This window comes from Bradyrhizobium sp. AZCC 1719 (assembly GCF_036924525.1).
GTDB lineage: Bacteria > Pseudomonadota > Alphaproteobacteria > Rhizobiales > Xanthobacteraceae > Bradyrhizobium.
Genome location: NZ_JAZHRU010000001.1, coordinates 6656792 through 6682251, shown reverse-complemented (window position 1 = coordinate 6682251; position 25460 = coordinate 6656792). Strand labels below are relative to the sequence as shown.

Genomic DNA, 25460 nt, shown 5'->3' with positions numbered 1-25460 from the left:
CGACGTAATCTCCTCTGAATCCGGAACGAGCGTGTGCTGAGATATCCGTCGCTACGAAGGCCGCTCGATATCCTGTTTCTGGTATGTTGCATCGCTTTGACCGCCGATGTCCTCGTCCCGGAACTCTGGGGCAACGGCAAGACCAAGGACTATCCGCTCTGGTTCTGGGCCGGTCAGCAGGTGCTGCAGGGCAAGAATCTCTACCCTGACGACCCCGCCGCCTATTTCGAATTCATCTATCCGCCGCTGTCGGCGGTGCTGCTGGCGATCCCGAGCTGGTTCGGCAAGATCCCGCTCTATCTCTGCCTGTCGTTTCTTAACGTCGTCGCGTGGTGGATGACGGCGCAATTCTCGCACGCGATGGCGGGATCAGGACATAAGCCCGGGCCATGGCTGGAAGCATTGCCCGGCTTCGTCACCGTCACCTTCGTGTTCGACATGTTCGACCTCGGCCAGCCGAACTTGCTGCTGCTGGCGCTGATGCTCTACGGATTCTGGCTGCTACGCGATCACCGTGGCTGGATGGCAGGAAGCATGTTTGCGCTCGCTACCGCGATCAAGGTGTTTCCGGTCGCGGTGTTGCCTTATCTGGTGTGGCGAAGACAGTGGGCGGCAGCCGCGAGCATGCTGGTTTTCATCGGCCTGTTTCTGTTCGTGCTGCCGGCGCCGTTTCGCGGCTTCCAGCACAATTTCACGGAACTGAGGACCTGGTACCAGGGCATGGTGGGTTCGAGCTCGGAGAAGGGGTTCGGGCAGCGCGATACGCAGAACTGGTCGTGGGTCAACCAGTCGATCATCGCGGTGACGCACCGGCTGACGCGGCCGGTCAACTACAACCAGGACAATCCGGCCAAACCCGTGCGCACGATGAACATCGTCGACGTCGATTTCAGGACGGCGAACTGGATCGTGGTGGCGATCTCGCTCGCGATCGGGCTCGGCTATCTCGCTGTCATGCCGCCGGCTTCGCGCCGCACGGAACGGTCGGATGCCGAAGAGATCGCCATCCTGTTTTGCCTGATCACGGTCGCTTCGCCGCTTGCCCGGCAATACTACTTCCTGTGGCTGTTCTTCCCGATCACTGTTTTGATCCACCGTGCCGCTTACGATCCGCGCCCGGCGGTCAAAACCGGGACATGGACGTTGCTCGCCGTCGCGGGCGGGTTGCTGTGCCTGTCGCTGCCGCTGTTCCCGGTTGATCTGCAGGCCTATGGCAACAATCTCGCCGCCACCATCCTGCTCGTGGCGGGGCTGGTCTGGCACATATTGCATCCGCCTGCCGCGGATGTTGCCTTGCCTCAGGCCGCGGGCCAGCTACAACTTGACGCTAACAACAAGGCTCATAGCCAGGGATAGCAAGCCATGTCCAACGCCAAGATCCAGCCGGTCCTCGATCACATCGACGCCGATTTCGACAACAGTCTCGAGCGGCTGTTCGCGCTGTTGCGGATCAAGTCGATCTCGGCCGATCCGGCTTTTGTTGGCGATTGCAAGGCGGCCGCCGATCATCTGGCGAAGGATATCGCCACACTCGGCTTCAAGGCCGAGGTGAGGCCGACGGCGGGGCATCCGGCGATCGTTGCCAAGCTCAATGGCAGCAGCGACGGCCGGCCGCACGTTCTGTTCTACGGGCATTACGATGTGCAGCCGGTCGATCCGCTCAATCTGTGGCACCGGCCGCCGTTCGAGCCCGTCGTCACCGACCATGCCGACGGCCGCAAGATCATCGTCGCGCGCGGTGCGGAGGACGACAAGGGCCAGTTGATGACTTTCGTCGAGGCCTGCCGCGCCTGGAAGAAGGTCACAGGTTCGCTGCCGGTCGACATCACCATCATTATCGAAGGTGAAGAGGAAATCGGATCGAAGAACTTCGTGCCGTTCCTGGAAGCGAACAAGGCCGATCTGAAGGCGGACTTCGCGCTGGTCTGCGACACCGGCATGTGGGATCAGAACACGCCGGCGATCACGACTTCGCTGCGCGGGCTTGTCTATGACGAGGTCAAGATCAAGGCTGCCAATCGCGACCTGCATTCCGGCATTTTTGGCGGCGGCGCGCGCAACCCGATCCGGGTGCTGACCAACATTCTCGGCGGCCTGCATGACGAGAACGGCCACATCACCATTCCCGGATTCTACGATGGTGTGAAGGACCTGCCGCCGGACATCCTGGCGCAGTGGAAGAATCTGAACCTCACGCCGGAGTCATTCCTGAAGCCGATCGGTCTTTCGATTCCGGCCGGTGAAAAGGATCGCCTGCTGATCGAGCAGGTTTCCTCGCGCCCGACCTGCGACATCAACGGCATCATCGGCGGTTATACAGGGGAAGGCTCCAAGACCGTGATCCCGGCGGAAGCTTCCGCGAAAGTTTCGTTCCGCCTGGTGGAGGGACAAGACCCGGAAAAGATCCGCAAGGCTTTCCGAGATTACGTTCGGGCGCGCGTGCCTGCCGACTGCAAGGCCGAGTTCACCGACCACTCCAACGCGCCGGCCATTGCGCTCGACTGGAACATGAAGCCGCTGGCCGCCGCCAAGCAAGCGCTGACGGACGAGTGGGGCAAGGAAGCGCTCCTGATCGGCTCGGGCGCCTCGATCCCGATCGTGGCGGATTTCAAGCGCACGCTCGGCCTCGACACCGTGCTGGTCGGCTTCGGCCTCGACGACGACAACATCCATTCGCCGAACGAGAAGTACGATCTCAGGAGCTATCACAAGGGCATCCGCTCCTGGGCGCGGATCCTGGGCGCGTTCGCGGAGACGCCGCGCTAAGCGTGTAGCATGTAGGGTGGGCAAAGGAGCGCTAGCGACGTGCCCACCATCTCTCCGAGCCATAGCCTTTGAATGGTGGGCACGCTTCGCTTTGCCCACCCTACAGGCCAACAAACAAAAACGCCGCCCGGGATTGGACGGCGTTTGATTCCGAGACGTGTAGAGGGTGTGTAACAGGCAGTTTAGCGCATCCACGCGGCTTGTCCACCGGTTACTCTCGCGGTGCCGTCACTCCACCGGGTAAGGTCCCCCGCGAAAAACGCGGTCGTGATAGCCCTTGCTGCCAATCTCCCGCGCGAGTGGACTGCGGATGTCCTCGCCGGCCCGCAGCCGCGCAATCAGTGCGCGGAAATCATGGCGCGGTTGCCAGCCGAGTTCGGCACGTGCGCGGTCGTTGACGTAGACGCGATCGATGCCTGGAATCATCGTCCAGCCGCGCCGCGCAAATTCGGCCTCAAACTCCGGCACGTAACGGCGGACCACACGCGGCGCGTCGTGGCGCAGTTCCGCCGTGTCGTTCCGTGAGAATGGCGTGGTGGCGCTGATGATGTATTTCGCGAAATCGGCCGATGGCGCGCGGTCGGCCGCCATCAGATGCGCGCTGACCACGTCTTCGATATCGACGCGGCGATAGAGGAACTCGTTGGTCTTGATGTTGGCGTCGGTGTAGGCCTCGCGTGTCGCGCGATTGTCATCCTCTTCAGGGAAGAAACGCGAGGTGCGCAGCACGATGGTGCGAAGCGCGTGATTTCGCGCGAAGAGCTGGCACAGATCCTCCGCGGCAGCCTTGGTGACGCCATAGATATTTTTCGGCACCGCCGTGACGTTTTCGGTGATCCATGCCGCCGGCTCGCCCGGCGGTGGCACCAGCGCCTCGCCGAAGACGCTTGTGGTGCTGGTGTAGACAAACGCCGTGACGCCGGCTGCAGCGGCTTCTTCGAGCAGATTAAGCGTGCCTGATATGTTGACGTCGATAAATTCCTGGCGGCTGTGGGTCGCGACATGCGGCTTGTGCAGCGTCGCGGCGTGCAGCACGGTCGTCACGCCCTTCATGCAACGGCGCACGAAAGCGCGGTCAGCGATCGAGCCCAAATGGTGCGTAAACACGCCGGGCAGAACGTCAATGCCGATGGCCTTGCGCCGCTGCGCCTGCAACGTACGCATCAGCGCCTCGCCGAGATGGCCGGAACTGCCGGTCACCAGTACCGTCACGCCGCCACAACCTTTCGCGCGCTCGAGAATTGTTGATTTTCGGGAGCGAACGTAGCCCTGCGCCAGCTCAGCAGCAAGGCACGGGCCGGGCGCGGCTGTTATGCGGGATCAGGGCGCCGGAATTGCCAGCAACGTCGAGATGGCGCGGCCGCGGATGTCGTAGACGCGCGCGAACACGACGTCGTCGCGCTTGATTTCCACCATGACGGGCGCGGTGAGGCCCTTGCAGTAGAACTCGCCCAGCGTCATCGCGAAGTCGGCCGACTGGCTGTCCCAACCGATCGTGAAGTCCGGGCCGAGCGCCACCTGCGCCGGACGCTGCGGGCCGCACACCGCGACCTTCCACTTGCGTCCCAGTGGCGGAAATTCCTGCCGTTCGACCAGATCCTCGCGCAGACCGTCGGAAGCCTGCTTCAGCGCCAGCCCCCAGTAATCCAGCATAAACATCTTGTCGGCGCCGCGAACCGTGCCGGCAATGTGATTGAAATGGGTGTATTCATAAGGGTGCAGGCGGATCATCTCGCTGAGCGGCAACAGCAAACCGAACGAGAACACTGCAAGCGCGGCGGGCTGCCAACTGCGGCGATTTTGCTTCAGCCATTTCATTCCCCAGGCGAACGCGACGCCCGCAAGCACCGTCATCGGCGGAACGACGAAGATGAAATGCCGGATGCCGTTGTAGAGCGCCGGCCGCTTCACCATCGCGATCACCAGCGGCAGCGTCGCCGCCAGCGTCAGCATCAACAGGATGGTTTTGCGGCGGGCAGCTACGTCAGCGCGCGACAGCGACATGAAAGTGCCGACGACACCGCCAACCAGAAGTGCGAGCAATATCTCGGGAAGCTGCAGCGCGAACAGCGTCGGCAGATACGACCAGGGCATGTCGGGCACCGAGACCAGCGCGCCGTCGAACATTTCCTTCCAGGGCTTTTCGAAGAAATGCGAGAAATAGGTCAGCGCCTGGAACGGATGGCCGGGCTCCATGATCGACCACGGCCACACCAGGCCCATGATCAGGTATCCGAACACGAGCCCCGGGACCAGGACGTACACGACATGGGCGAAGCGGCGGATCGCCTCGCGCCAGCCTTGCGTGCGAACGTCCTCGATCAACAGCGGGACGAAGCCCACCATCGCATAGACCACCGCCAGCCCGCCGAGAATCCGGCAGCCGATCGAGAGACCGGCGCCGAGGCCTATGATCAGGATGGTACGCGGTGAGGGCGCGGGATACTCCTCGGCGAGGCGCACCAGACCCAGGATCAGGATCACCATCGAGACGGCAAACGGCGCGTCCTTCGGGTTCATGAACATGTGCCCGTAGAAGGTCGGGCACAGCGCCAGCAGCAGCAGCGTCGCGAGCCCGGCAAGCGGGCCGCCGACGCGCCGCGCCAGCCGCCAGGTCACGGCAAGGCCGATCAGGCCGACGACGGCGCCGAGCAGGCGGCGCGTTTCGAACAATTCGAGTGGAATGACCTTGTGCAGCAGGGCCGCCGCCATGTCGAAGCCGCCGCCATACATGTAGAGATTGGCGAACGATAGCGCGCCGGTGTCCGTGAAGCCGGAACCGTACATCCGCAGCAGCAGATCGGCATATTCGGCGTGCGTGTAGTCGTCCCAGCCCAGCCCATAGTCGCGGAAGGTCAGGCCAGCAACGAGCGTGACAACGGCCAACGCGAAGATGGCGAGGTCGTCACAGGTCCGCTCCACCGAGCGCCGCGCAGGCGTATCGAGAGCAGAAGTCGTAATGGATGACATGGCGATTGGTAACCCAGCGTCCCCTATGGCCCAGCGTGGATATTCTTGAGCCTCATTCCCCGGGTACCCATATAGCGCAGTTCCATTACCAAGTAATTGGGAATTGTGGCGTAAATCCCTGATGCAATGCAACAAAAGGGCAGTAATTGGTAGGCGGTAAAGTTACGGGTGCCGGAGTGAACGGCACCTGAATGGCACGAAACACCTGCGACCAGGATTCCTGTCAGAATTCCTGCAACCGAACAACGCCATGCGGAACCCGGTGTGCAATTGGCGGGGTGGCGATGCGCACAGTATGACGGTATCGTGGCGTTGGGCGGCTTGCGAGCGTTTCGGGCGCGGCTGAGGGGTTAGTTCAATGATGGTTGTTATGTTGGTCGCCGGGATCGGCCTCGTTTTGGCGGGGCTGCTGGCGATCGGCTTCGGGATACCGATCAAGGAATTCAGCACCGGCAACACGCTGATCATCGCCGGCGTGATCGGCGTCTGCACCGGCGCGATCATGCTCGCGCTCTGGATAGCGGTCCGGGAGCTGAAGAACGTTGCGCGGCGGCTCGGCGCCAGTATGCCTGAAGCGCGCGGCGAGGCTGCGGTGCGGCCGGTGCTTCCTGCTGCGGCGACGCGGGATTCCGCTGCATTCGGCGGCGGTTTCCCGGCCGCCGAGCAGCCCACTGGTCCCGGACCATTCTCCCCAACCGCACCGCCGCCTTTCTCGCCGGCGGCGCCGCCGCCTTGGCAGAACGAGGCTGTCCTGCGGGATCACCCGATCCCGGAGCCGACACACCCCGAAACCCCACCATCGGCTCCGAAACCGAAGCGCAATTTGCTGTTTTCCTCGACGTCACGAAGAGAGCGCGAGCGCGCGCAGGGGCGCGCCAGTGAGCTGCTGCCGCCGGACCTTTTGTCATCGGACCTTCGTTCCAATCCACCCGCCGTGCCGCCGGCCGAACCGCCACGGCCGTCGTTCGAGGATACCTGGCCGAAAGCGGAGCGCGCAAAATCCGGCGAAACCCCGCTGCAGCGCCGCGGCGGCCGCACTCCCCCGGCGCCCGAGGAAGCCAATGGTGGACCGCCGCGCACGGAGGATCAGCCGGCGGTGACAGTGCTGAAGTCCGGCGTCGTCGATGGCATGGCCTACTCCCTCTACTCCGACGGTTCGATCGAGGCCCAGATGCCCGAGGGGATGATGCGCTTCGCCTCGATCGACGAACTGCGCGCGCATCTCGATCAGCGGTCCTGAACCGGCAATACTTGCCGGACGGCGACTATTGGAAATAAAGCAGCGCCGTTCTTGTCAATTTCCCGGCACTTCGTTCATATACGCCAAGTTGTATAGGATGCCGCCGATGTATAGGTGCGGTTGGATACTGTCCGAACCGTACAGATGCATCGTGATCCCAGAAGGTTGAGCCATGACCGATCCCGCAGGCAAGACGCCCGTCGAACTGACCGCCAATATCGTATCGGCCTATCTCAGCAACAATCCGACCCAGGCCTCGGAAATCCCGAACCTGATCAGCCAGGTCCATGCCGCGCTGATGCGGGTGTCGAGCGGCCGGCCCGAGACCCCGCTCGAGCCAGCCAAGCCGGCCGTATCGGTCAAGAAGTCGATGACGCCGGAATATCTGGTCTGTCTGGAGGACGGCAAGCGCTTCAAGTCGCTGAAGCGCCATCTGCGCACGCAGTACAACATGACGCCGGAGCAATACCGCGACAAATGGGGGCTGCCGCCGGATTATCCCATGGTGGCGCCGAACTACGCGGTGGCGCGTTCGCAACTCGCCAAGAAGATGGGACTTGGCCAGCAGGCGCGGAAGCGGAAGTAGCCAAAGCGTTTTCAAGCGAAGTGGGAACCGGTTCGCGTGAAGAAAACGCGCCAAATATAGGCCTATCTATAACGAGGCCGCGGCAAGCGCCTCACGCGCGTCGGAGCGGATGCGCTCGACCATGGAACGTAGGCCGTTGGAACGCTGCGGCGTCAGGTGCTCGCGAAATCCGAATTCGTCGAATACCTCGAGCGCATCGGTTGAAAGGATGTGCTGCGGCGTGCGGTCGGAATAGAGCGTGAGCAGGATCGCGATCAGGCCGCGCACGATGTGAGCGTCGCTGTCGCCCAGATATTTCAGCCTCGGTTCGCCGTTGCCGCTGCGGTCGATCTGCCTGGAAAGCCAGACCTGGCTGACGCAGCCATTGACCTTGTTCGCGGCGGAATGCTCGGCCTCCGGCATCGGGTCGAGGGTGCGGCCGAGTTCGATGACGTACCGGTAGCGGTCGTCCCACTCGTCAAGCAGTTCGAAATTGTCCCTGATTTCGTCGATCGTCATCTTGGCCCGCGTCCGTTTTCGTAAGCCTTATATAGGATGCGGATTGAACGAAAGCGACGGAAACGGAACCGGTTCCGCGGCCTTATTTTGAAGCCAAGGGCGTCCGCGGCATCCGCCATTCGATCGCCATATCGTCCTCCGTCAGCGCGTCAGTGGGCGAGGCGGCCGCGATGACGGCCTCGGCGTCGCCGGCGGTGCCGATCGAGCTGGTATGGTCGGGCTTCTTTTCGGGGACGGCGGGCGGCTCCGGCTTCTTGTCGGTGATGATCTTGTACAACTGGCGGGCGCCGTCCTGGGCGCGCTGGCCGAGCGCGGTGGCGGCCTGGCCACCGACCTCGCAGGCCGCCGGCTGGCGCTTGCAGAACTGTCCCATGTCGGAGACGGCGGCGGTCGCAGCCGATACGGCCTCGGACGCGCCGATCTGCGGCACCTTGTCCGATTCAGGCGTCTTTTCTCTGGGCAACAGCACGAGCACGAGCCCGAGCCAGAATGCCATGCGAAGCAGAAAAAACATCTCGCGACCCCGGTCGTCTCTTATGGTTGTGTTGCGGTTAAGTCCGCTAGCTTTGTTTCTGACTAACAGCCCTCGATAAATCGCAAGTGTTTGCATTGAGGTAAAATCGCCGAAAATTTTCTGAAAACCGCAACGATTCGATTCGGCGTAAATTTTCGATTGACGATCACCGCCGCGCGAAAATTCGCGCCGCTCGCGTATCCACCATTTCGAAACCATAGATCGATCGCGCTGGAAACCTGTCGTTCACCATCCGGGTCGAATGACCGTCGTGTGGGACGTCAAAACTCCGCGGATGCGCGTTGTTGGTCGGCCATGCGCCGGGCCTTAGCGTTCGCTTAAGCTCACTCTGACACGGTGACGCAAAGATAAGGGGGCGTTCCGGCGCGTCTGTCTGACGAACAAGCCGAAGCGCGAGAGCCGTGACTGTTTTGAGTATCATCCGCGATTGTCTCGATGCGCTGCTGCATCCCTCGGCACGATATGATGCGCTGACGAGTGCGCGTCATCGCGCTTTCATGGCGCCGCGGCTGCTCGGCAGCCTGGTGGCGCTTGCGGCCTTTCCGGTCTATCTGGCGATGCGCGGTGCGCCCACGGCGCTCGAGGTCGCTGCCTTCGCCTGGCTGATCGCACCCATCCTGTTGTCCTGGTTCCTGTCGCGCACCGGCCGCTACGAGGGCGCGCATATCCTGTCCGCGCTGGCGCTGGCGGGCCTTGTCATGATGGTCGCCGTGACCACCGGCGGCATCGAATCGTTCGCTGCGGTCTGGCTCATCGTCGTTCCCCTGGAAGCGGCGCTGTCGGCCTCGCGCCGCGTGGTCGTGTTTGCCTCTGCGCTTGCGCTGTCATGCGCCGCCTCGCTGATCGCGCTCGGGCATTTTCACCTGCTGCCGATGGCGGAGCCGAACGCGGCGCTGCGCACCGTCTTGATGGGTGCCGGCGTTGCTTCGGCAACGCTCTATGCGGCGGGACTGGCTGTCAGCGCGGAATCGCTGGCGCGCACTTCCGTGTCGCTGCTTTATCTCGAGGAAGACCGCTACCGTCTGCTTGCGCGAAACATGAGCGACGTGATTTCGCGTCACAACCGCAGCGGCGCCGTGGAGTTCATTTCGCCGGCGGCGGAAGCCATGCTCGGCACGCCCGGCGCCCGGCTCACCGGCCATGGCCTGTTCGACCGCGTCCATGTCGCCGATCGTCCGGCCTATCTCACGGCCCTGTCGGATGCCGCGCGCGGCAGCGAGCAGCGCAGCGTCGAATTCCGCCTGCGCCGCGACGCGGTCCGCGGCCAGAACGCTTCCGCCGATTTCATCTGGGTAGAGATGCGTTGCCGGCCGCTCGAGCAGGTTTCGCCCGAGGCCGACGTCGTCGCCGTGATGCGCGACGTCACCGACCGCAAGATCCAGGAGCAGGCCCTTGAAACGGCGCGCACCGCCGCCGAGCAGGCGGATGCCTCCAAGACGCGGTTCCTGGCTACCATGAGCCACGAACTGCGCACGCCGCTGAACGCCATCATCGGCTTCTCCGAGATGATCGTGCACGAAGAGGCGATGATGCTCGACGCCGCGCGCCGCAGGGAATACGCGCAGTTGATCAACGACTCCGGCCAGCATCTGTTGTCGGTCGTCAACGGCATCCTCGACATGTCCAAGATGGAAACCGGCAATTTCGAAATTTCGCCGGAGCCGTTCGCGCCGCGCGCGGCACTGTTGCACTGCTGCGATTTGCTGGCGCTGAAGGCGCGCGACAATGGCGTCGACCTGATCACCCGCGCATCAGAGGACCTGCCTGTGATGAACGGCGATCCCCGCGCGTTCAAGCAGATCGCGCTGAACCTCATCACCAACGCCATCAAGTTCACCGAGCGCGGCGGCAGCGTGACGGTTTCCGCCGCGGTCGAGGGATCGCGGCTGATGCTGAGTGTCACCGATACCGGGGTCGGTATCGCGGCCGAGGATCTCGCGCGGATCGGCGATCCGTTCTTCCAGGCCGGCAAGACCTATCAGCGCAAGCACGAAGGCACCGGCCTCGGCCTGTCGATCGTCAAAGGTCTGGTTGGATTGCACAACGGCGAGATGAACGTGCAGAGCAGGGTCGGCGAGGGTACCACGGTGGCTGTTACCTTGCCGCTTGACTTTGCGCCGTCGCTGACCACTTCGAGCAACGTCGCGACGCTGAAGCCGGCGCTGCGACCCGAATCTCAGGATCCCGAATCTCAGGATGAAGTCCATCAGGTGAAGAAAAGTGCCTAGGCGTATTGACGACGATGACGAGATGCCGCGCCGCCGCCGTCGCGGCGCGAAAGCGGTTGCGATCGAAGCAGCGGAGGAAGAGCGCGGCCTCGTGACGCGCATTCTCCTGCACAGCCCGAAAGACATGATCGCGGGCCTGCTCGCGGCTGCCGCAATCTGCGCCATCGTCGCCAATGCGCTGTTCCTGCAGGCCGGCCGCCATCCCTCGCCGATGTTCGGCTCGGTCGTCACGCTGCCGGCGTCGCAAGCTGCCCTCGTGAGCCCGCTGCCGCGCCCGCGCCCGGTCGAAATAACAAGGCCGGTCGATTCCGATCCGCCGGAAATCAGGCCGGTCGAGGTGAGGGGCGCCGATCCCAAACACGTCGAGGCCAAGAGCGCCGAGCCCAGGAACAATGATTCCAAGAACGCCGATTCGATGACCAATCTGGTGGTCAAGTCGACCGGCGCGCCCGCCGCGCCCCCTAGCAATGTGGTGCGTCCGCCGGCGCCGATTCCGGCGAATGGACAAAGTGCCGGCGCGCGCCGCGTGGCGGCGGTGCAGCGCGCGCTGACGCAATATGGCTACGGCCAGTTGAAGCCGACCGGCGCGGTCGGTGCGGACACCCAGGCCGCGATCTCGAAATTCGAGCGCGACCGCAAGCTGCCGGTGACCGGCCAGATGTCCGATCGCCTGGTGCGCGAACTCACGGCGATGATCGGGCATCCGATCGACTAGCATCTGCCCGCTCGTCGGCCTATCGTTGATCTCATGCGATTGAAATCATCCATCTGGGTGGCCGCTTACCTGCGCCGCTGCCAGAATGAGGGAATTTTTGGCGCCGTGCGCAAGCGCGGGGCTGAGGAGGCGGGGGCGGTTTTCGTCAAGGTGGCGCTGCTCGACGGCAACGCCATGCTTTATGCGCCTGCGCCGCAGACCGTCTATGACGAGAGTCGTCCAGCCGAGCGGCTGTTCGCGCCGGCCTCGCCGCAGCCGGTGCCCGAGCAATCGGTGGAGGAGCGTCTCGCCAAGGAACTCCGTTTCGATCCCGACGCCTGGATCGTCGAGACCGAAGACCGCGCAGGGCGGCATTTTCTCGATTTGGCGAAAGCTTAGCGCTTCGAGCCGTCGGTGCCGGTGCGTGCGGCCGGCGCGGTTCCAGGCTGCACCGCGGGACGTGTTTGCGAACCCGCCGCACGCGCGCGGTGCCGTTCTTCGTCGTACAGCGCGGCGCGATATTTGGCGCGGCTGACTGCCATGGTCGAGCCGCGCCATGCGGCCAGCATGACGAGCGCGGATCGTTCGCTCAAGCAGTCGTAAAGTCGCGACAAGCGATAGACGTTGTGCACGGATGAGCCGAATTCCGGATTGAGGAACAGCAGCACGCGCTGGAAGATTGCGCTCGGCATGTCGAGCGCCTTCGCTGCGCATGCCAGCGGCTCGCCGCCGGGATCATTGACAACTTGCGTTGCGATCCGCGATGGCAGGATCAGGGCGTCGCCGAGTTCGAGCGCGAAGCTTTCGGCGTCCTCGGCGAACGCGGCCATTTCCAGGATATGAAGCGCGCGGGCGGCGCGGGCTGCGGGAATTCGCGCCGAGGCCTTCAGCGGCGTATCGGCGAGATTGTGCAGGATCAGCGCGCGCTCGCTGGGACCGGCCGTGAAGAACATATCGCTGATCTCGGCGGCATCGTTGGGCCGCATTGCCAGATTGGACGCCATCCGCAACTGCGCCTCGGTCGGCGCCTTCACCGTCGGCGCGTCGGTCGGGGGAGCGGTGATTGCAGCCGCGAGCGGCAGGGGCTGGTCGGGGTGCGCACGCCGCAGCCCAAGCCTGTCCATGACCTCGGCCGGTGTCGCCGGATAGATCGCGAGCCGCGCCCGCACCGCCGCGCGGGTGGCGTCGTCGACCTGGTCGATCAGGCGGGACGTCAGTTCGATGAACTGCCGCTCCTCGTCGGCGGAATGGGCGCTGGCCTGGACATAAAGGTCGGTCAGCACGCGCAGCAAGGTCGGGCGGATATCGACGCCCTCGCGGCGCGAGAGCGTCATCAGCCCGTCGAATCCCGGAAACAATGGAGCTGCAGTCATGTCAGGTGTACGCGACTTCGGTAATCCCTCGCGTCAGGCTACGCAGCGCGCTTTAATGGTTGGTTAAGGAAAACAGCCCGTGAAGGAATTCGATAAAATGCGAGCTTTTCGAACGGAGTAGAGGCGCCGAACCCGTAACTGTACCGGTCCCTCAAATTAAGATGCCGTTAACCACGTTCTGTTCTGAATGATGGCGTGTCGCCGGCCAAGTGGTGTCGGCGGCAACCAGAGAGAACGGAATATGGGCACCATCATTGAATTTCCGGCGGATGCGGCTTCGCGACGGCCGGGCTCAGCCATGGATGGCGCTCCACGCGATGGCCTGGGTACCGTGCTTATTCTTCCTGTTGTCCGTATCGAACGCGAAGCCGGCGGAACCGGTGACGGGCGCGGGCCGGAAGAGGGGACGGCGCCCGGTCGCCGTCGCCGGCGGCGCCCCTGAACGACGGACGTTTGCAATGCCGGAAAAGTGCCTCCCGATCCGGACCACCGGGCTTCGGTCACTCCCGGCCTTCATGCTGCTTGTTGCAGGTGCAGCGCTCGGCGGTTGCAGCGGCGGCGATTTCGGCCGCACCCGCGCCGACATGCGTAACGACGACATGCACCGCTGGCTAGGCGCCGAGGCCACGGCCAGCGTCGGCCTCAAGCCTTCACACTTCCAACTCACCGAAAACGAACGCCAGCTTCGCGATCTCGCCTATCCCCTCATCGAACCGCCGCATTCGCGGCCCGCCTGGAAGAGCGTGTTCGGCGATTATCAGCCGCTGCCCTCGCCATGGCGGCAGAAAGTGGTGTTCGACCGCACCACCTACGGACGGGCGCTGATCGACGAGCCGCACCGCTCGCACACCTCGCGTTACCAGCAGTTGATCGAAGACGTTCGCAACGACATCACGAGGTTCGAGCCGTTCTTTGCCTCCGCCATCCGCGTCATCGAACTCGACCGCAAGCGCAGCGCCAGCCTGAAGATGGTGTCGGAACTGTCGCCGCGCGAACAGGCCGATGCGATCGCGCGCATGGAAGAGAACACGCTGATCGTGCAATGGGTCCAGCAATGCCTGGAGCGGCGTATCTCGTCGTATCGCTGGGCGCTGGAGCGGCTGGTGATCCACGCGCCGGACGGTATCGCAGCCGACGCCGACCGCCTGATCGGCGAACTCGCTGCGCAAACCGCCAATCCGCCGGTTGCGGCCCATCCGGTGATCGGGCGGGCCGTGACGGTGAAGGGGTAGACCAGCGCGTTACTCATAACATCCGGGCAATTGAACAAATTCCCTTAATCTAGTTTAGTTCGCCACTAGGTTGTCGGTACAACTGAGCCTTTCAATAGGCGACACGGAAAGTCACATCGGCGAATGGAAGAGGCCGCCAACTAAGGCGGACCTCTTTAGATTATCAACATGAGCAAGATGAAGGTTACAGCGGAAGAGCTCCTTCGCAAGATCGTCCAAGAAATCGGCGATCCCGGGGGGCTTGGCATTTATGTACTCCGTTCAGATGACGGCGGGTGGTTTGCTGAGGTTCGCAGTGGAAGCGAACTTATACCGGGCAGCGGGTTTCAAGCCGCCGTTGATGAGATCGTCGCAAAATTGCGCCTGCAGTATGATCTGTGCCCATACAGCGACGTGCCACCTATGTTCGCGGAAGCTGCACGAAACCATGCCAGGCTTCGCTTTCCGCCAGGGCACTACCTGCGGGATGAGCTATTTCGATATGCTCAGTGCAGCGAAGTCGGCCCACATGCCCCTACGTGGGTCTTTTATCGGAAGTTCAGAAAGCCGAGCTAGGCCATTTCGGCTGAAAGCAAATAAGTACCAGTCGGCACCTGTGACGTTGACCCCAAGTCTGCTTTGAGTCAAAGGCAAAGTTCCGGAGTGATCAGCGCATGTCTGCTTTTGCTTCAAAAGCAGACATCTCTTATTTAATCCGTGCTCGTCCTAGCGCCCGGTCTTTGCCGGCCGATTTGGCGCGACCCGCTTTGGGCCGTTGCCGCTGCAGTTTCGTGATGAAGTTCTGTAAGGTTTCCGACGGCGGTCGCGCCGCGCTGTAGGCGAGCCCGACCTCACGCTTCACGTCGACGTCGATTGTGCGCACGACGACGTCGGAATTGGCGCGCGCCACGCCTTCGGGCACGATGGCAATGCCGACGCCGGCGGCCACCAGCGCCATCGCCCAGTCTTCCGATTCGGCAATCGCCGCGGGCACGCGCGACGGTAATGCGGCGCGACCGAAGAATTCGCTCTGCTCGCAATGGCAGCGATCGACCATGGCGGCGGCGGCGAGATCCGCCGTGCGCAATCGCTCCTTCAGCGTCAGTGGATGCGACGGCGGCAGCGCCGCGACGTAGCGCTCGATCCATAGCGAGACGAAGTGCTCGTCGGACTGGAGAATATTTTTGGAAATGATTCTGGCGTCGGCTGGCTCGTTGATGCCGACGAGACGGAGCGCGACATCTGACGTGTTGGTCAGCGGTTTCAGGAGCGCGATCGTGCGGGGCATATCCAGCGTGCGCATCAGGCCGAGCGTCAGCGCGTTTCGCGTTGCAGGTTTTCGGAACAGGTTTTTCGCGGCGTCCGCCTCGTCGATGATGCGCCGGGCGACTGCGTGGAATTGTTCGGCCGCTTCCGTCGGCGCCACGCCCTTCTTGTGCCGGATGAACAGCGCCGTGCCGAGCTCGGCCTCCAGGTTGGTGATGGCCGCCGAGATCGAGGGCTGCGAGATGAAGCAGCGCTTGGCGGCTGCCGTCAGGTTGCGCTCCCTGAACACGGCGGCGAAGTAGCGGAGCTCGCGGATATCCATAGGTTTATCCTATTGATATTATCGGATATCAATATTTTACCTATGATAGACCGGATGGCAAGCAAGGTGCCTCACCCCAAGGAGGGATCGTCAATGCGTGTCCATCATTTCAACACCGGCACCATGTGCCCGATCGGCCGGCGTCTGGTGAACGGCACCGGCAGCATTTTTCAGCGGGCACGGATGGTCTGTCATTGCTTGCTGGTGGAGACCCATGACGGGCTGGCGCTGGTCGATACCGGCATCGGATTGGACGACATCGCGAACCCGCCGCGGCTCGGTCCCAAATGGGTCCGGCAGACGACACCGCGGCTCGATCCGGCCGAGACGGCCGTGCGGCAGGTCGAGGCGCTCGGCTATTCGAAAGGCGACGTGCGGCATCTGCTGCTGACGCATCTCGACCGCGATCATGCCGGCGGCATTCCGGATTTCCCGAACGCAAAGGTGCATGTCCATCGCCGCGAATACGACATGGCGGTGGCGCGGACGGCGCCCGCGCCGAAGGGCCGCTACATCACCGATCAGTGGAAGCACGGTCCGGATTGGGCGTTCTACGGGGAGGGTGGCGAGGATTGGTTCGGCTTCAAGGGCGTGCGCGCGCTCGGCGACCGCGAACCCGATATCCTGATGATCCCACTGCCAGGTCACACATCAGGTCATTGCGGCATCGCCGTGCGCAGCGGCGACAAATGGCTGCTGCACGCCGGCGATGCCTATTTCTTCCATGGCCAGATGCACGCTTCGCCACGAATGCCGCTAGTGCTCGGCATGTTTCAGCGCCGCGGCGACATGGATCGCGCCATGCGCGTCCAAAACCAGGAGCGCTTGCGGACGCTCAAGGCCAACCACGGCGATGCCGTAACGATCTTCAACAGCCATGATCCCGTTGATTACGAGCGCTGTCGTTGCGGGCAACACGGGGATGTGTCGCTCACCAGCAGCCCGTGATCAGCGCTTGGACCGCGGCGCGGGGGCGGGGGCTGGCGGGGGCGGTTCGGGTTGCTTCGCCGGTGGCGGCTCGATCTCCGTGGTGCAACGCGACGCGGCGAGCGCTGCTTGTGCCTGCATCACATTGTCGTCGCTCCCCTCGTTCTTGCCAAACAGCACTTGCACCACCATCCGCGTGGGGACCTCTATGTTGCCAGAAACGGTATCTCGACCGCCAGTGTGTAGCCGTTGACCATCAGCAGGCCACCCGCGGCACCGACGATGCCGCCGACGATCGCAAGCCAGGGCAGCGTCGCGACGATCGAGACCGAGATCAGCACGATGGCGATCTGCAGAAGAGCTTCGGCATAGTCGAAGTAGGGATCCTGCTTCAGCGCATGGTCGCGCCTGCTCTCGTAGTCCTTGGCCAGCACCATCAATTCCTTCTTGCCCTCCTGCGTCTCGGGCTCGGACTCGTAGCGTGCCGCCGTCTTGCGATAGGCCTCCGCTTTTGCCTTCAGGGCCGTCCTGGCCTCGGCGTTGAGGCTTCCGTCCTGCAGGAACGCCAGTTCGATCGCATCGGCCGCGAGGTTGTAGTCGGTCTGGCGGATGTTCTTGGCCTGGTAGAAGGCATAGTGGTTCGCGGCATAGATGTTGTTGTTGGTCGCCTCCTTGCCGGCGTTGGCGCCGCCAAGCCCGGTGATGGCCAGCAGCATCGCCAGAATGGCGATGCCGACGGCCGCGCGCTGCTTGAAGCGGTCGTTCGCCTTCTCCTGATCCATCATGTCGGCGGCGTCTTCGGCTTTCATCGATCGGCTCCTCCTCGCTCCTAAAGGGCAGGCACGATAAACAACGGCGTTATGTCACCATCGCGACGCACGAGCACGTTGATTTGTTCCGTAGAATGCGGCAGGCGCGATCGGTCATACGAAGGGATCGGAGCACGGCGATGCCGTAACGATCTTCAACAGCCACGATCCCATGGATTACGAGCGCTGCCGTTGCGGGCAACACGGGGATGTGTTGCTCACCAGCAGCCCGTGATCAGCGTTTTGACCGCGGCGCGGGGGGCGGCGCCGGCGGGGGCGGTTCGGGCTGCTTGGCCGGCGGAGGCTCGGTCTCCACGGCGCAACGCGACGCCGCGAGCGCGGCTTGCGCCTGTGGCATCAGGCCGGGCTCCGGCGCCAAGGCCTTCAGCACGATCAGGCCGGTCGTCGTCGGGGAGTCAATGATCAGCCGGTCGGCGGCGGTGATTTCCTCATCTTCCGGCAACTCGCCGTGTTGCTCCTCCGTCATCAGATCGAGCTCGATCACCTTGCGGCCGGCCGAGCGGTCGTTGATGGCGTAGTAGGCGACTTCGTTGCGGGTATAGAACGACACCGACGTATAGGCCTGACTGACCGGCACCGTCAGCTTGAGCGGTCCCCCGGAGAGGTCGTAGCGGCAGATCGCGACTGCAAAGGCCGGGTCCATGAACGGCATCGGCGCGTTGTTCGGTTCGGCGAGCGGCAGCGCCGTGACGGCGTTCTCTTTGGTCATCGGCGTCAGCCGCGAATAGGCGTCTTGCGTCGCGATGCGCGGAAGCGCGAGCACGCTGACGAGATGCACCACGCCGCCCAGCAGCACGCCTGCGATGATGGTGAATGCCAGCCGGATCATGGGCAGTTCACCGTGGTGACGGCGGGCATCGGCGCGTCGCGCTGCGTGCGCGTCGCAACGCCGACCGGCGTATCGTAAAGCCGCAGCATCAGCGCGTAGCGCTCGATGCCGCCGGTCGGCAGCCAGTTGCCGGCTCGCGAGCGCGCCGCCACCCGGATCTCGAACCCGCCGTCGGAGCCACGGACGATTTCCTGGCTGGTGAAGCCGTAGCGTTGCAGCGAATTGGCGACCAGATGCCCCTTGCGGTCGAACAGCGTCAGCGTCCAGAACCGGGCCGCCGGCGTCACCCCGCTGACGACTACGTCGCAGCGCCCGTCGAGCGGCTTGTTCTTGTCGTCGGTGGTGGCCGTGAAGGCGATGCCGTCGCCGGTGCCAACAGGCAATTCGCCGCTGCGGGCAATCGAGGCGCGCGAATAGGGATCGATTTCGGAACTGCCGGCCTTGGGCCGCGCGGTCCAGGCGCCGATCGTGAGCGTGCCGAGATCGGTGCCGCGCGTCGCCGTCAGGTAGGTCGAGCCGAGACCTACGGCCGTGGCAAGCGCCAATGCCAGCAAGGTGATGAAGATCAGCCGCACAGGCCAGTGCTCCGAACTCTCACGGCGTCAGATTCCGCTTGAACCGGCTTCATCCGAAACCTGAAGCGCTGCTCTTGTTTCGAACATGTCGGGGCGGACGCTTCGCATCTGTTCCGAGGAACGCCGGTTAAGATTCTGCCGGATCATGCCTTTTAATTCTTCCGCTCCGCCGGCGCGGCCCGCTCGCCAGCGGCTGCCACATAGTTCTCCGGGAACGCCAGCGCGCCTGACGTGATCGGCTTGGAGGGCTGCTTCTGGTCGTTGGACGAGGTCTTGCCCGCGGCCCTCCCGGCCTCGTCGAGCAGTTTCTCGACGCGCACCAGAATATCCGCGCCGCGCTTGGTCAATACTGGCGGCGGCCCCGGCTTGGTCTCCGGCGCCCGTGCCGCGCCATTGGCCGCGGCGCTGGCGGATTGGGCGGGCTGGGGCTGCTTCGTGCCCATGCCGTAGCCTGGGATCTCCTTCACCTCGACGCCCTGATGCGCGACGACCATGATGTCGTGCCAGGTCTGCGCGGGAAGCGAGCCGCCGGTCATGCGGTTGGTGGGCGAGTAGTCGTCGTTGCCGTACCAGACCGCGCAGGTGAAGTTGCCGGTGAAACCGACGAACCAGGCGTCGCGGTAGGCGTTGGTGGTGCCGGTCTTGCCCGCGGTCGGGATGCCGTCGATCGCGGCGCGGCGGGCGGTGCCTTCGCTGACGACATGGCTCATCATTTCCGACATGTCGGCGGCGACGGAGGCGGGAATGGCTTGCACCGGCTTCTTGCCGTCGCGGTCGAAGCGCCAGACCAGGTCGCCGGCGCCGGTGCGCACTTCCAGCACCGCGTGAGGTTTCACCGCTTTGCCCTTGTTCGGGAAGGTCGCGTAGGCGACCGCGTGTTCGAGCACGGTGACTTCATCGGAACCGATCGGCATCGAGGGCGTATCGGGCAGGGGCGCCGTGAGGCCGAACCGGCGTGCCACCTCGGTAATCTTGGCACGCCCAGCCTTGGCCGGGTTCGCCACCTTGCCGCCGAGCGCAATCGACAGCTTCACCGGCACGACGTTGATCGAGCGGGTGATCGCCTGGGTCAGCGTCACCGAGCCGGAATAGGAGTGGCCATAATTCTGCGGGCACCAGTTGCCGATGCAGACCGGGCCGTCGACCACTTTCGAGTTCGGGGTGTAACCGTTCATGAGCGCCGTGGCATAGACATAGGGCTTGAACGAGGAGCCCGGCTGCCGGTAGGCGTCGGTCGCGCGGTTGAACTGGCTCGCGCCATAGTCGCGTCCGCCCACCATGGCGCGGACGCCGCCATCGAGGTCGGCAACCACGACGGATGCCTGCGTCGCGTGGTAGTCGCGGCCGAACTGGCGGAGCTGGTTTTCGACCGTTTCCTCGGCGGCGCGCTGCACGTTGATGTCGATCGAGGTACGGACCACGAAGACGCGCTCGGTGTAGGATTTCGGGAAGGTATCGACCAGCCTGCGCATTTCCTCAAAGGCGTAGTCGAGATAGTAGTTCGGCGAGTTTTCGTCGCGGCGGTCGACGGCGAAGGCCGGGTTGCGCCGGGCGCCGAACACCTGGCCTTCGGTCATGAAGCCGGCATCGACGAGGTTGTCGAGCACGATGTTGGCGCGGGCGCGGGCGGCGGGCAGGTTGATGTGCGGGGCGTATTTGGTCGGCGCCTTGAACAGCCCGGCCAGCATCGCCGATTCCGCCAAAGTGACGTCGCGCGCCGACTTGTTGAAGTAGAAATGCGCCGCGCCGTCGACGCCGAACGTGCCGCCGCCCATATAGGCGCGGTCCAGATATAGCTTCAGGATTTCGTTCTTGGTCAGCCGCGTCTCGAGCCAAATCGCAAGGAAAGCTTCCTTCACCTTGCGCTCGATGGTGCGCTCGTTGCTCAGGAACAGGTTCTTCGCCAATTGCTGCGTGATCGAAGAACCGCCCTGGCGCACGCCGCCGGCCTGCGCGTTGGTCACAAGCGCGCGCGCGGTACCGGGGAAGTCGATGCCGAAATGGTCGTAGAAGCGGCGGTCTTCGGTCGCGAGCGTCGCCTTGATCAGATTGTCCGGAAAATCTTCCAGCGGGATCGAGTCGTTATGCTTGATGCCGCGGTTGCCGATCGGGTTGCCGTAGCGGTCGAGGAACTGCACCGCGAGATCGGATTTCTTCAGCCAGTCGTCGTCGGCGGTCTCGCGAAACGCAGGGATCGCCAGCGCCAGCATCACGATCAGGCCACCCAGGCCGATGGTGGCGGCTTCCGAAAATGGTTCGATGAATACCCAGCGCTTCCAGCGGCCGACATAGAAGCGGTCCATGAAGGTGGAGTAGCGCTCGTACAGCTCGCGCAGGCCCTTGCCCGACGAGAACAGCGTCGAGTCGATACGCGCATCCAGATCCAGAAGGAAGTTCCGGATCTTCTGCTGCAGCTCTGGAGGTACGATCTGGCGCACCGGGGCCCTTGATCTGTTCTGGTCGCGTCCGGCGGGGCCGGTCGAGACGTCTTGCTTGGATGTTGCGGCAAACCCAAGGCGCTTTTACGGCCTCGGAGACTCGCCATTGTTCTATCCGAGCGGGGGCTATAAACCAATGCTCTCGCTCACCATTTTGACGGTCAGGCCTAACGCTGCCGTTGGCTTTTGGCTCCGTAGTGTGCCCCGCTTGCGCTTCCGTTGCCGGACCTCCTAGAAGGGCCGCAGCCGACCGAGCCTGAGAAAACGATTGATTGCATGACCGCGCCGCGCAAATCGCCTTCCGGCCAGGAGGGTTTCTTCTGGAAAACCAAGACGTTGGAGGAGATGTCCAACGCCGAATGGGAAAGCCTGTGCGACGGTTGCGCGCGCTGCTGCCTGGAAAAGCTCGAAGACGAGGATACCGGCAAAATCTACTTTACCCATGTTTCCTGCAAGCTGCTCGATTCCGGCCTGTGCACGTGCAAGGACTACCAGAACCGTTCCGACAAGGTTCCGGATTGTGTCCGCCTGACGCCCGAGAACGTCCGCACCCTGACCTGGCTTCCGCCGAGCTGCGGCTACAAGCTGGTCGCCGAGGGACGCGATCTCTATTGGTGGCATCCGCTGATCTCGGGCGATCCCAATACCGTGCATGAAGCCGGCGTTTCGGTGCGCGGGCGGGTCCAGGGCACCGAGGACGAGATCCCCGACGAAGAGCTCGAGGACCACATCGTGCAATGGCCGGCCTTATTGCCGAAGCGGGCGCGGCTCAAGAAGCGGCCCAAAGCCTGAACCTCCCGACCTGATCGATCACGGAAACGCGACGATATTCTCGCGGGATGCACCCATGCGCACGAGGCGCTGCCCCGAGAGGAATTTGCCCTCTAAGGTGCTCGCTATATGGCGAATCCATCTCGGCGGCTTTGGTCGCGCAGAACAATATTACGTCCGACATGAACCAGCACCAACGGCAGGGCCGTGAACCTGCCGACCAGACGACATTGCCCGACGATATCGGCGGCGAGCTCTCGCGCATCACGACAGAGGTCATTGAGGTCAGCGATGCGCCGCCGATTGCGCCGCCCGCGCCGCTGACGCCGGACGAGGTCCGCACCATCCTGATGAGCCTGCTGCTGACGATGTTCCTGGCGGCGCTCGACCAGACCATCGTGGCGACGGCGCTGCCGACCATCGGCCGCCAGTTCAACGACGTCAGCAATCTGTCCTGGGTCATCACCGCCTATCTCCTGGCCTCGACCGCGGTTGCACCCGTATTCGGCACGCTGAGCGACATCTACGGCCGCCGCGTCATGATCACGGTTTCGCTTGCCCTGTTCACGGTCGGCTCGATTCTTTGCGCGGTGGCGCCGAACATGCCGGTATTGATCGTTGCGCGCGGCCTGCAGGGGCTTGGCGGCGGCGGCATCATGCCGGTCGTGCAGACCGTGATCTCCGACGTCGTGAGCCCACGCGAGCGCGGCAAGTATCAGGCCTATTTCAGCGGCGTCTGGATGGCGGCTGGGCTGATGGGCCCTGTGCTCGGCGGCGTCTTCGCCGAGCATCTGCACTGGTCGATGATCTTCTGGATCAACGTGCCGCTTGCGGTCGGCGCGATGTTTCTGCTGCTGCCGAAGATGGGCAAGATCCCGGTGTTCCACCGGCGCCGCAAGGTCGACTGGCTCGGCGGCGTGCTGCTGATGGCGTCAGCCGTCGTGGTCATGCTGGTGCTCACCTGGGGCGGCAACCGTTATGCCTGGCTGTCGCCCGCGATCATGGCGATGATCGGCGCCTCGGTGGCGCTGGCGCTCGCCTTTGTCTGGCACGCGCGCAATGCCGAAGAGCCGTTCCTGCCGCTGCCGCTCCTCGGTGGGACGGTGGTGCCATACGCCATGGTGGCGGGCGCTTGCGCGCTCGGCGCCATCACCGGGCTGACCGTGCATCTGCCGCTGTACTACGAGGTCGTCTATCATCTGACCGCGAGCGAAGCGGGGCTCGCGCTGATTCCGCTCGCCGCGATCTCCACCTGTGGTGCCGCGATCGCCGGACGGACCATGGCGCGGGCCAAGCATTACAAGCGCGTGGCCATCGTGGGCACTTCGGCGGCGGCGATCTTCGGTATGGTGCTGACCGTGACGACGCTGCCGCTGTGGGGCTTGCTGATCGTCCTGTCGCTGTTCGCGCTCGGGCTTGGCACGACGTTCCCGGTCAGCGTGGTCTCGCTGCAGAACGCGGTGGCGCGCCCGCAGATCGGCACCGTCACCGGGGCGATGAACTTCTTCCGGGCGCTGATGTCGTCGTTCACGGTCGCTGCCTTCAGCGCGATCCTCTTGATGGCGCTGGGCGCCGGGATCTCGCTCGGCGAACACCGGGGACCGGCGAATGCGATACCAATAGCCGACATGATCACCGCATTCCGCTACGTGTTCGGCGCCGCCACCGCGCTCTTGGCCTGCGCCGCGCTTTGCATTGTTGCGATGGAGGAGCGGCCCCTGGCCGGCCCGTCGACACCGGCGGAGATGGCGGAGTAGGGCTGCTTGGCTATTCAAGCTGGATACGGACACCCTTCGCGCCGTTGAGGAGCCGCTTTAGGTGAAAGTTGGCCAGAGGATCCTCGGCGTGCGAGCCGACGAGCGCGGCAAAGGCCGGCATTGCATTGCCATCACCGGCCTCGAGCCTGGCGAAAGCTTCGCCATACTGCGATGCCGCCGGAGCACCGAAACTCGCAGCCGATAGGGGCTCGTAGGCGCGCAATGGTTCGCTGCGCCCACGCAGCACGAGATCGCCGACCGGTCGGCCCATGAAATTCTCCACTGCGTTTACAATTGTCGCGCTGACGCAGATCCGTGTGCCGAGAAACTTGTTCGCCGCTTCAAGCCTGGCTGCCGTGTTGATGGTGTCGCCGTAAGCAGTGTAGTCAAAGAAGCGGCTGCCCCCGAAATTGCCGACCAGTGCAGGACCGGCGTGAACGCCGATGCGGGTGGCGCCGAAATTCACGCCTCTCGCCTTCCACCGTTCGCGAAACGCTTCCCCCCATGCGTCGAGCTCCCGCGCACAGGCGACTGCACGCGTCGCATAGTCGGGCTGGTCGCTGGGCGCATTGAACAGTACCTCGATCGCATCGCCGATCACCTTTGCCACGGTCCCCTCATGCGCGAAGACGACATCGGTCATTCCGGCCACATATTCGTTAAGCAATTCTCCAAGGAGTTCGGGCGCGGCAGTCTCCACGAGCGAGGTGAAGCCGGTTATGTCGGTGAAGATGACCGCAACGTCGCGCCAGGTTACCTCCGTGCCGTCGCCTACGCTGGCCGCCAGCCGCTTGGCGAGCGCGGGCGAGAAATAGCGGGAGAGCGAAGCATGGGCGCGCTCGGCTTCCACCTGACGGCGACGCGCCTCGCGCAGCACTTCTATGTGCCGAAGGGTCTTGTCGATCGTCGCTTCGAGATCGGCGAAATCGATCGGCTTGGTCACGAAATCGAATGCGCCGCGATTCATCGCGGTGCGGATGTTGTTCATGTCGCCGTAAGCCGACACGACAATGGTCGATTTCTTGTCCTCAAATTCTTGCAGCTTGGCAAGCAGCGACAAGCCGTCCATTCGTGGCATGTTGATGTCGGAGACCACCAGGTCGACGTGCGGATGCGCTTCGAGCGACTGCAACGCCTCGAGCCCATCACGCGCAAACATGAAGCTGACCAATCCGTCGCGAACCTGCCGTCGGAATTTCTGAAGGATCAGCGCCTCCAGATCCGGCTCATCATCGACCACGAGGATGGTTGCGGTCATGCGGCTTGCTCGAGCCTGGCATCGATCTCCTGACGCAGCGTCACGAAGTCGATCGGTTTGGTCAGAAGGTCAGTTGCGCCATTCTCGAGCGCCTTGCGTTTGGTGTCGGCATCGCCATAGGCCGTGATCATGATGACCGGTACCTCTGGCCGCATCTCCTTGACCTTGGGCAGCATTTCCAGCCCGGTCATGCCGGGCATGTTGATGTCGGACAGGATCAGGATCAGCGAATGCTCGATGGTCGAGCCGACCCGCGCCAAAGCGTCAGGCGCTGACCTGGCGAAGTCCATGACGAATCGCTGTGCACGCAGGTCGCGGCGGAATTGCTGGCGGAACAACGCTTCCACGTCGGGCTCGTCATCCACAACTAGAACCAGAACACTCAC

General features: G+C 63.6%; 25 protein-coding genes. 13 read left to right on the top strand and 12 right to left on the bottom strand.

The window, feature by feature from the left end; genetic code table 11:
* Nucleotides 1–33: 33 nt before the first annotated feature.
* Entirely contained in the window at nucleotides 34–1356 is a 1323-nt protein-coding gene (locus V1292_RS31570) for a glycosyltransferase family 87 protein (protein ID WP_334376437.1), read from the top strand.
* Between the two features lie 6 nt (nucleotides 1357–1362).
* A complete protein-coding gene (locus V1292_RS31565; protein ID WP_334376436.1) occupies nucleotides 1363–2766 on the top strand; it encodes a M20/M25/M40 family metallo-hydrolase in 1404 nt (467 codons plus the stop codon).
* A gap of 228 nt (nucleotides 2767–2994) precedes the next feature.
* Here V1292_RS31565 and V1292_RS31560 read toward each other — a convergent pair whose 3' ends face one another.
* Both V1292_RS31560 and V1292_RS31555 read right to left on the bottom strand, forming a co-directional pair.
* The gene (locus V1292_RS31560; protein WP_334376435.1) at nucleotides 2995–3978 is read right to left on the bottom strand and encodes an NAD-dependent epimerase/dehydratase family protein; all 984 of its coding nucleotides are present in this window, start codon (nucleotides 3976–3978) and stop codon (nucleotides 2995–2997) included.
* A 108-nt stretch (nucleotides 3979–4086) separates the two neighbouring features.
* Entirely contained in the window at nucleotides 4087–5736 is a 1650-nt protein-coding gene (locus V1292_RS31555) for a glycosyltransferase family 39 protein (protein ID WP_334376433.1), read from the bottom strand.
* Between the two features lie 358 nt (nucleotides 5737–6094).
* Between V1292_RS31555 and V1292_RS31550 the strand changes: the two genes are divergently transcribed.
* Both V1292_RS31550 and V1292_RS31545 read left to right on the top strand, forming a co-directional pair.
* Nucleotides 6095–6976 carry a DUF308 domain-containing protein gene (locus tag V1292_RS31550; RefSeq protein ID WP_334376432.1) on the top strand — a complete coding sequence of 294 codons (882 nt, stop codon included), beginning with the start codon at nucleotides 6095–6097 and terminating at the stop codon, nucleotides 6974–6976.
* Between the two features lie 172 nt (nucleotides 6977–7148).
* Complete coding sequence (locus V1292_RS31545) at nucleotides 7149–7562, top strand: MucR family transcriptional regulator (RefSeq protein WP_065728006.1); 414 nt, start codon at nucleotides 7149–7151, stop codon at nucleotides 7560–7562.
* A gap of 66 nt (nucleotides 7563–7628) precedes the next feature.
* Here the strand turns inward: V1292_RS31545 and V1292_RS31540 are convergent, their stop codons facing one another.
* The gene (locus V1292_RS31540) at nucleotides 7629–8060 is read right to left on the bottom strand and encodes a SufE family protein (protein ID WP_334376431.1); all 432 of its coding nucleotides are present in this window, start codon (nucleotides 8058–8060) and stop codon (nucleotides 7629–7631) included.
* 82 nt (nucleotides 8061–8142) lie between these two features.
* A complete protein-coding gene (locus V1292_RS31535; RefSeq protein ID WP_334377221.1) occupies nucleotides 8143–8574 on the bottom strand; it encodes a DUF5330 domain-containing protein in 432 nt (143 codons plus the stop codon).
* A gap of 422 nt (nucleotides 8575–8996) precedes the next feature.
* Between V1292_RS31535 and V1292_RS31530 the strand changes: the two genes are divergently transcribed.
* The 3 genes from V1292_RS31530 to V1292_RS31520 are packed head-to-tail and all read left to right on the top strand — an operon-like array spanning nucleotide 8997 to nucleotide 11916.
* Nucleotides 8997–10823 (top strand): PAS domain-containing sensor histidine kinase, encoded by a 1827-nt coding sequence (locus V1292_RS31530; RefSeq protein ID WP_334376429.1) that lies wholly within the window; start codon nucleotides 8997–8999, stop codon nucleotides 10821–10823.
* Nucleotides 10816–11538: a peptidoglycan-binding domain-containing protein gene (locus V1292_RS31525; protein WP_334376428.1), complete on the top strand. Its 723-nt coding sequence runs from the start codon at nucleotides 10816–10818 to the stop codon at nucleotides 11536–11538. Before V1292_RS31530 ends, V1292_RS31525 begins: the two co-directional genes overlap by 8 nt.
* A gap of 33 nt (nucleotides 11539–11571) precedes the next feature.
* Entirely contained in the window at nucleotides 11572–11916 is a 345-nt protein-coding gene (locus tag V1292_RS31520) for a DUF1491 family protein (protein WP_028348916.1), read from the top strand.
* Here the strand turns inward: V1292_RS31520 and V1292_RS31515 are convergent.
* Complete coding sequence (locus V1292_RS31515; protein ID WP_334376427.1) at nucleotides 11913–12890, bottom strand: DUF2336 domain-containing protein; 978 nt, start codon at nucleotides 12888–12890, stop codon at nucleotides 11913–11915. The two genes, V1292_RS31520 and V1292_RS31515, sit on opposite strands and share 4 nt — an antisense overlap.
* A gap of 241 nt (nucleotides 12891–13131) precedes the next feature.
* On the opposite strand from V1292_RS31515, the gene V1292_RS31510 reads away from it, so the two are divergent.
* The 3 genes from V1292_RS31510 to V1292_RS31500 all read left to right on the top strand — a co-directional run bounded on the left by V1292_RS31510 (nucleotide 13132) and on the right by V1292_RS31500 (nucleotide 14677).
* The gene (locus V1292_RS31510; RefSeq protein ID WP_334376426.1) at nucleotides 13132–13332 is read left to right on the top strand and encodes a hypothetical protein; all 201 of its coding nucleotides are present in this window, start codon (nucleotides 13132–13134) and stop codon (nucleotides 13330–13332) included.
* Nucleotides 13333–13348: 16 nt separating this feature from the next.
* Entirely contained in the window at nucleotides 13349–14122 is a 774-nt protein-coding gene (locus tag V1292_RS31505; RefSeq protein WP_442895582.1) for a hypothetical protein, read from the top strand.
* Between the two features lie 168 nt (nucleotides 14123–14290).
* Entirely contained in the window at nucleotides 14291–14677 is a 387-nt protein-coding gene (locus tag V1292_RS31500; protein ID WP_334376424.1) for a hypothetical protein, read from the top strand.
* A 130-nt stretch (nucleotides 14678–14807) separates the two neighbouring features.
* On the opposite strand, the gene V1292_RS31495 is transcribed toward V1292_RS31500, so the two are convergent.
* Nucleotides 14808–15689, bottom strand: a complete 882-nt coding sequence (locus tag V1292_RS31495; RefSeq protein WP_334376423.1) for a LysR family transcriptional regulator — start codon at nucleotides 15687–15689, stop codon at nucleotides 14808–14810.
* Between the two features lie 93 nt (nucleotides 15690–15782).
* Between V1292_RS31495 and V1292_RS31490 the strand changes: the two genes are divergently transcribed.
* Nucleotides 15783–16637, top strand: coding sequence for an MBL fold metallo-hydrolase (locus tag V1292_RS31490; RefSeq protein ID WP_334376422.1), 855 nt, complete (start codon nucleotides 15783–15785; stop codon nucleotides 16635–16637).
* A 185-nt stretch (nucleotides 16638–16822) separates the two neighbouring features.
* On the opposite strand, the gene V1292_RS31485 is transcribed toward V1292_RS31490, so the two are convergent.
* From V1292_RS31485 to V1292_RS31470, 4 genes are all read right to left on the bottom strand, one after another.
* Complete coding sequence (locus tag V1292_RS31485; protein ID WP_334376421.1) at nucleotides 16823–17425, bottom strand: DUF4337 domain-containing protein; 603 nt, start codon at nucleotides 17423–17425, stop codon at nucleotides 16823–16825.
* A 235-nt stretch (nucleotides 17426–17660) separates the two neighbouring features.
* A complete protein-coding gene (locus V1292_RS31480; protein ID WP_334376420.1) occupies nucleotides 17661–18275 on the bottom strand; it encodes a DUF1254 domain-containing protein in 615 nt (204 codons plus the stop codon).
* Nucleotides 18272–18850, bottom strand: coding sequence for a DUF1214 domain-containing protein (locus V1292_RS31475; RefSeq protein WP_334376419.1), 579 nt, complete (start codon nucleotides 18848–18850; stop codon nucleotides 18272–18274). The genes V1292_RS31480 and V1292_RS31475 overlap by 4 nt, the downstream gene beginning before the upstream one ends.
* 152 nt (nucleotides 18851–19002) lie before the next feature.
* A complete protein-coding gene (locus tag V1292_RS31470; RefSeq protein ID WP_334376417.1) occupies nucleotides 19003–21288 on the bottom strand; it encodes a transglycosylase domain-containing protein in 2286 nt (761 codons plus the stop codon).
* Between the two features lie 276 nt (nucleotides 21289–21564).
* Between V1292_RS31470 and V1292_RS31465 the strand changes: the two genes are divergently transcribed.
* Nucleotides 21565–22080: a YcgN family cysteine cluster protein gene (locus V1292_RS31465; RefSeq protein WP_334376415.1), complete on the top strand. Its 516-nt coding sequence runs from the start codon at nucleotides 21565–21567 to the stop codon at nucleotides 22078–22080.
* Nucleotides 22081–22241: 161 nt separating this feature from the next.
* Complete coding sequence (locus tag V1292_RS31460; protein ID WP_334376413.1) at nucleotides 22242–23816, top strand: MDR family MFS transporter; 1575 nt, start codon at nucleotides 22242–22244, stop codon at nucleotides 23814–23816.
* A 10-nt stretch (nucleotides 23817–23826) separates the two neighbouring features.
* Here V1292_RS31460 and V1292_RS31455 read toward each other — a convergent pair whose 3' ends face one another.
* Nucleotides 23827–25074: an adenylate/guanylate cyclase domain-containing protein gene (locus tag V1292_RS31455; protein ID WP_334376411.1), complete on the bottom strand. Its 1248-nt coding sequence runs from the start codon at nucleotides 25072–25074 to the stop codon at nucleotides 23827–23829.
* Entirely contained in the window at nucleotides 25071–25460 is a 390-nt protein-coding gene (locus V1292_RS31450; RefSeq protein ID WP_334376409.1) for a response regulator, read from the bottom strand. The genes V1292_RS31455 and V1292_RS31450 overlap by 4 nt, the downstream gene beginning before the upstream one ends.

What these genes read in the sequence shown, in the direction of transcription:
- V1292_RS31535 (WP_334377221.1), bottom strand. Translation starts at nt 8,574, where the DNA reads ATGTTTTTTCTGCTTCGCATGGCATTCTGGCTCGGGCTCGTGCTCGTG.
- V1292_RS31510 (WP_334376426.1), top strand. Translation starts at nt 13,132, where the DNA reads ATGGGCACCATCATTGAATTTCCGGCGGATGCGGCTTCGCGACGGCCG.
- V1292_RS31555 (WP_334376433.1), bottom strand. Translation starts at nt 5,736, where the DNA reads ATGTCATCCATTACGACTTCTGCTCTCGATACGCCTGCGCGGCGCTCG.
- V1292_RS31545 (WP_065728006.1), top strand. Translation starts at nt 7,149, where the DNA reads ATGACCGATCCCGCAGGCAAGACGCCCGTCGAACTGACCGCCAATATC.
- V1292_RS31515 (WP_334376427.1), bottom strand. Translation starts at nt 12,890, where the DNA reads ATGACTGCAGCTCCATTGTTTCCGGGATTCGACGGGCTGATGACGCTC.
- V1292_RS31485 (WP_334376421.1), bottom strand. Translation starts at nt 17,425, where the DNA reads ATGAAAGCCGAAGACGCCGCCGACATGATGGATCAGGAGAAGGCGAAC.
- V1292_RS31520 (WP_028348916.1), top strand. Translation starts at nt 11,572, where the DNA reads ATGCGATTGAAATCATCCATCTGGGTGGCCGCTTACCTGCGCCGCTGC.
- V1292_RS31500 (WP_334376424.1), top strand. Translation starts at nt 14,291, where the DNA reads ATGAGCAAGATGAAGGTTACAGCGGAAGAGCTCCTTCGCAAGATCGTC.
- V1292_RS31465 (WP_334376415.1), top strand. Translation starts at nt 21,565, where the DNA reads ATGACCGCGCCGCGCAAATCGCCTTCCGGCCAGGAGGGTTTCTTCTGG.
- V1292_RS31455 (WP_334376411.1), bottom strand. Translation starts at nt 25,074, where the DNA reads ATGACCGCAACCATCCTCGTGGTCGATGATGAGCCGGATCTGGAGGCG.
- V1292_RS31490 (WP_334376422.1), top strand. Translation starts at nt 15,783, where the DNA reads ATGCGTGTCCATCATTTCAACACCGGCACCATGTGCCCGATCGGCCGG.
- V1292_RS31540 (WP_334376431.1), bottom strand. Translation starts at nt 8,060, where the DNA reads ATGACGATCGACGAAATCAGGGACAATTTCGAACTGCTTGACGAGTGG.
- V1292_RS31565 (WP_334376436.1), top strand. Translation starts at nt 1,363, where the DNA reads ATGTCCAACGCCAAGATCCAGCCGGTCCTCGATCACATCGACGCCGAT.
- V1292_RS31495 (WP_334376423.1), bottom strand. Translation starts at nt 15,689, where the DNA reads ATGGATATCCGCGAGCTCCGCTACTTCGCCGCCGTGTTCAGGGAGCGC.
- V1292_RS31480 (WP_334376420.1), bottom strand. Translation starts at nt 18,275, where the DNA reads ATGATCCGGCTGGCATTCACCATCATCGCAGGCGTGCTGCTGGGCGGC.
- V1292_RS31550 (WP_334376432.1), top strand. Translation starts at nt 6,095, where the DNA reads ATGATGGTTGTTATGTTGGTCGCCGGGATCGGCCTCGTTTTGGCGGGG.
- V1292_RS31505 (WP_442895582.1), top strand. Translation starts at nt 13,349, where the DNA reads ATGCCGGAAAAGTGCCTCCCGATCCGGACCACCGGGCTTCGGTCACTC.
- V1292_RS31460 (WP_334376413.1), top strand. Translation starts at nt 22,242, where the DNA reads ATGAACCAGCACCAACGGCAGGGCCGTGAACCTGCCGACCAGACGACA.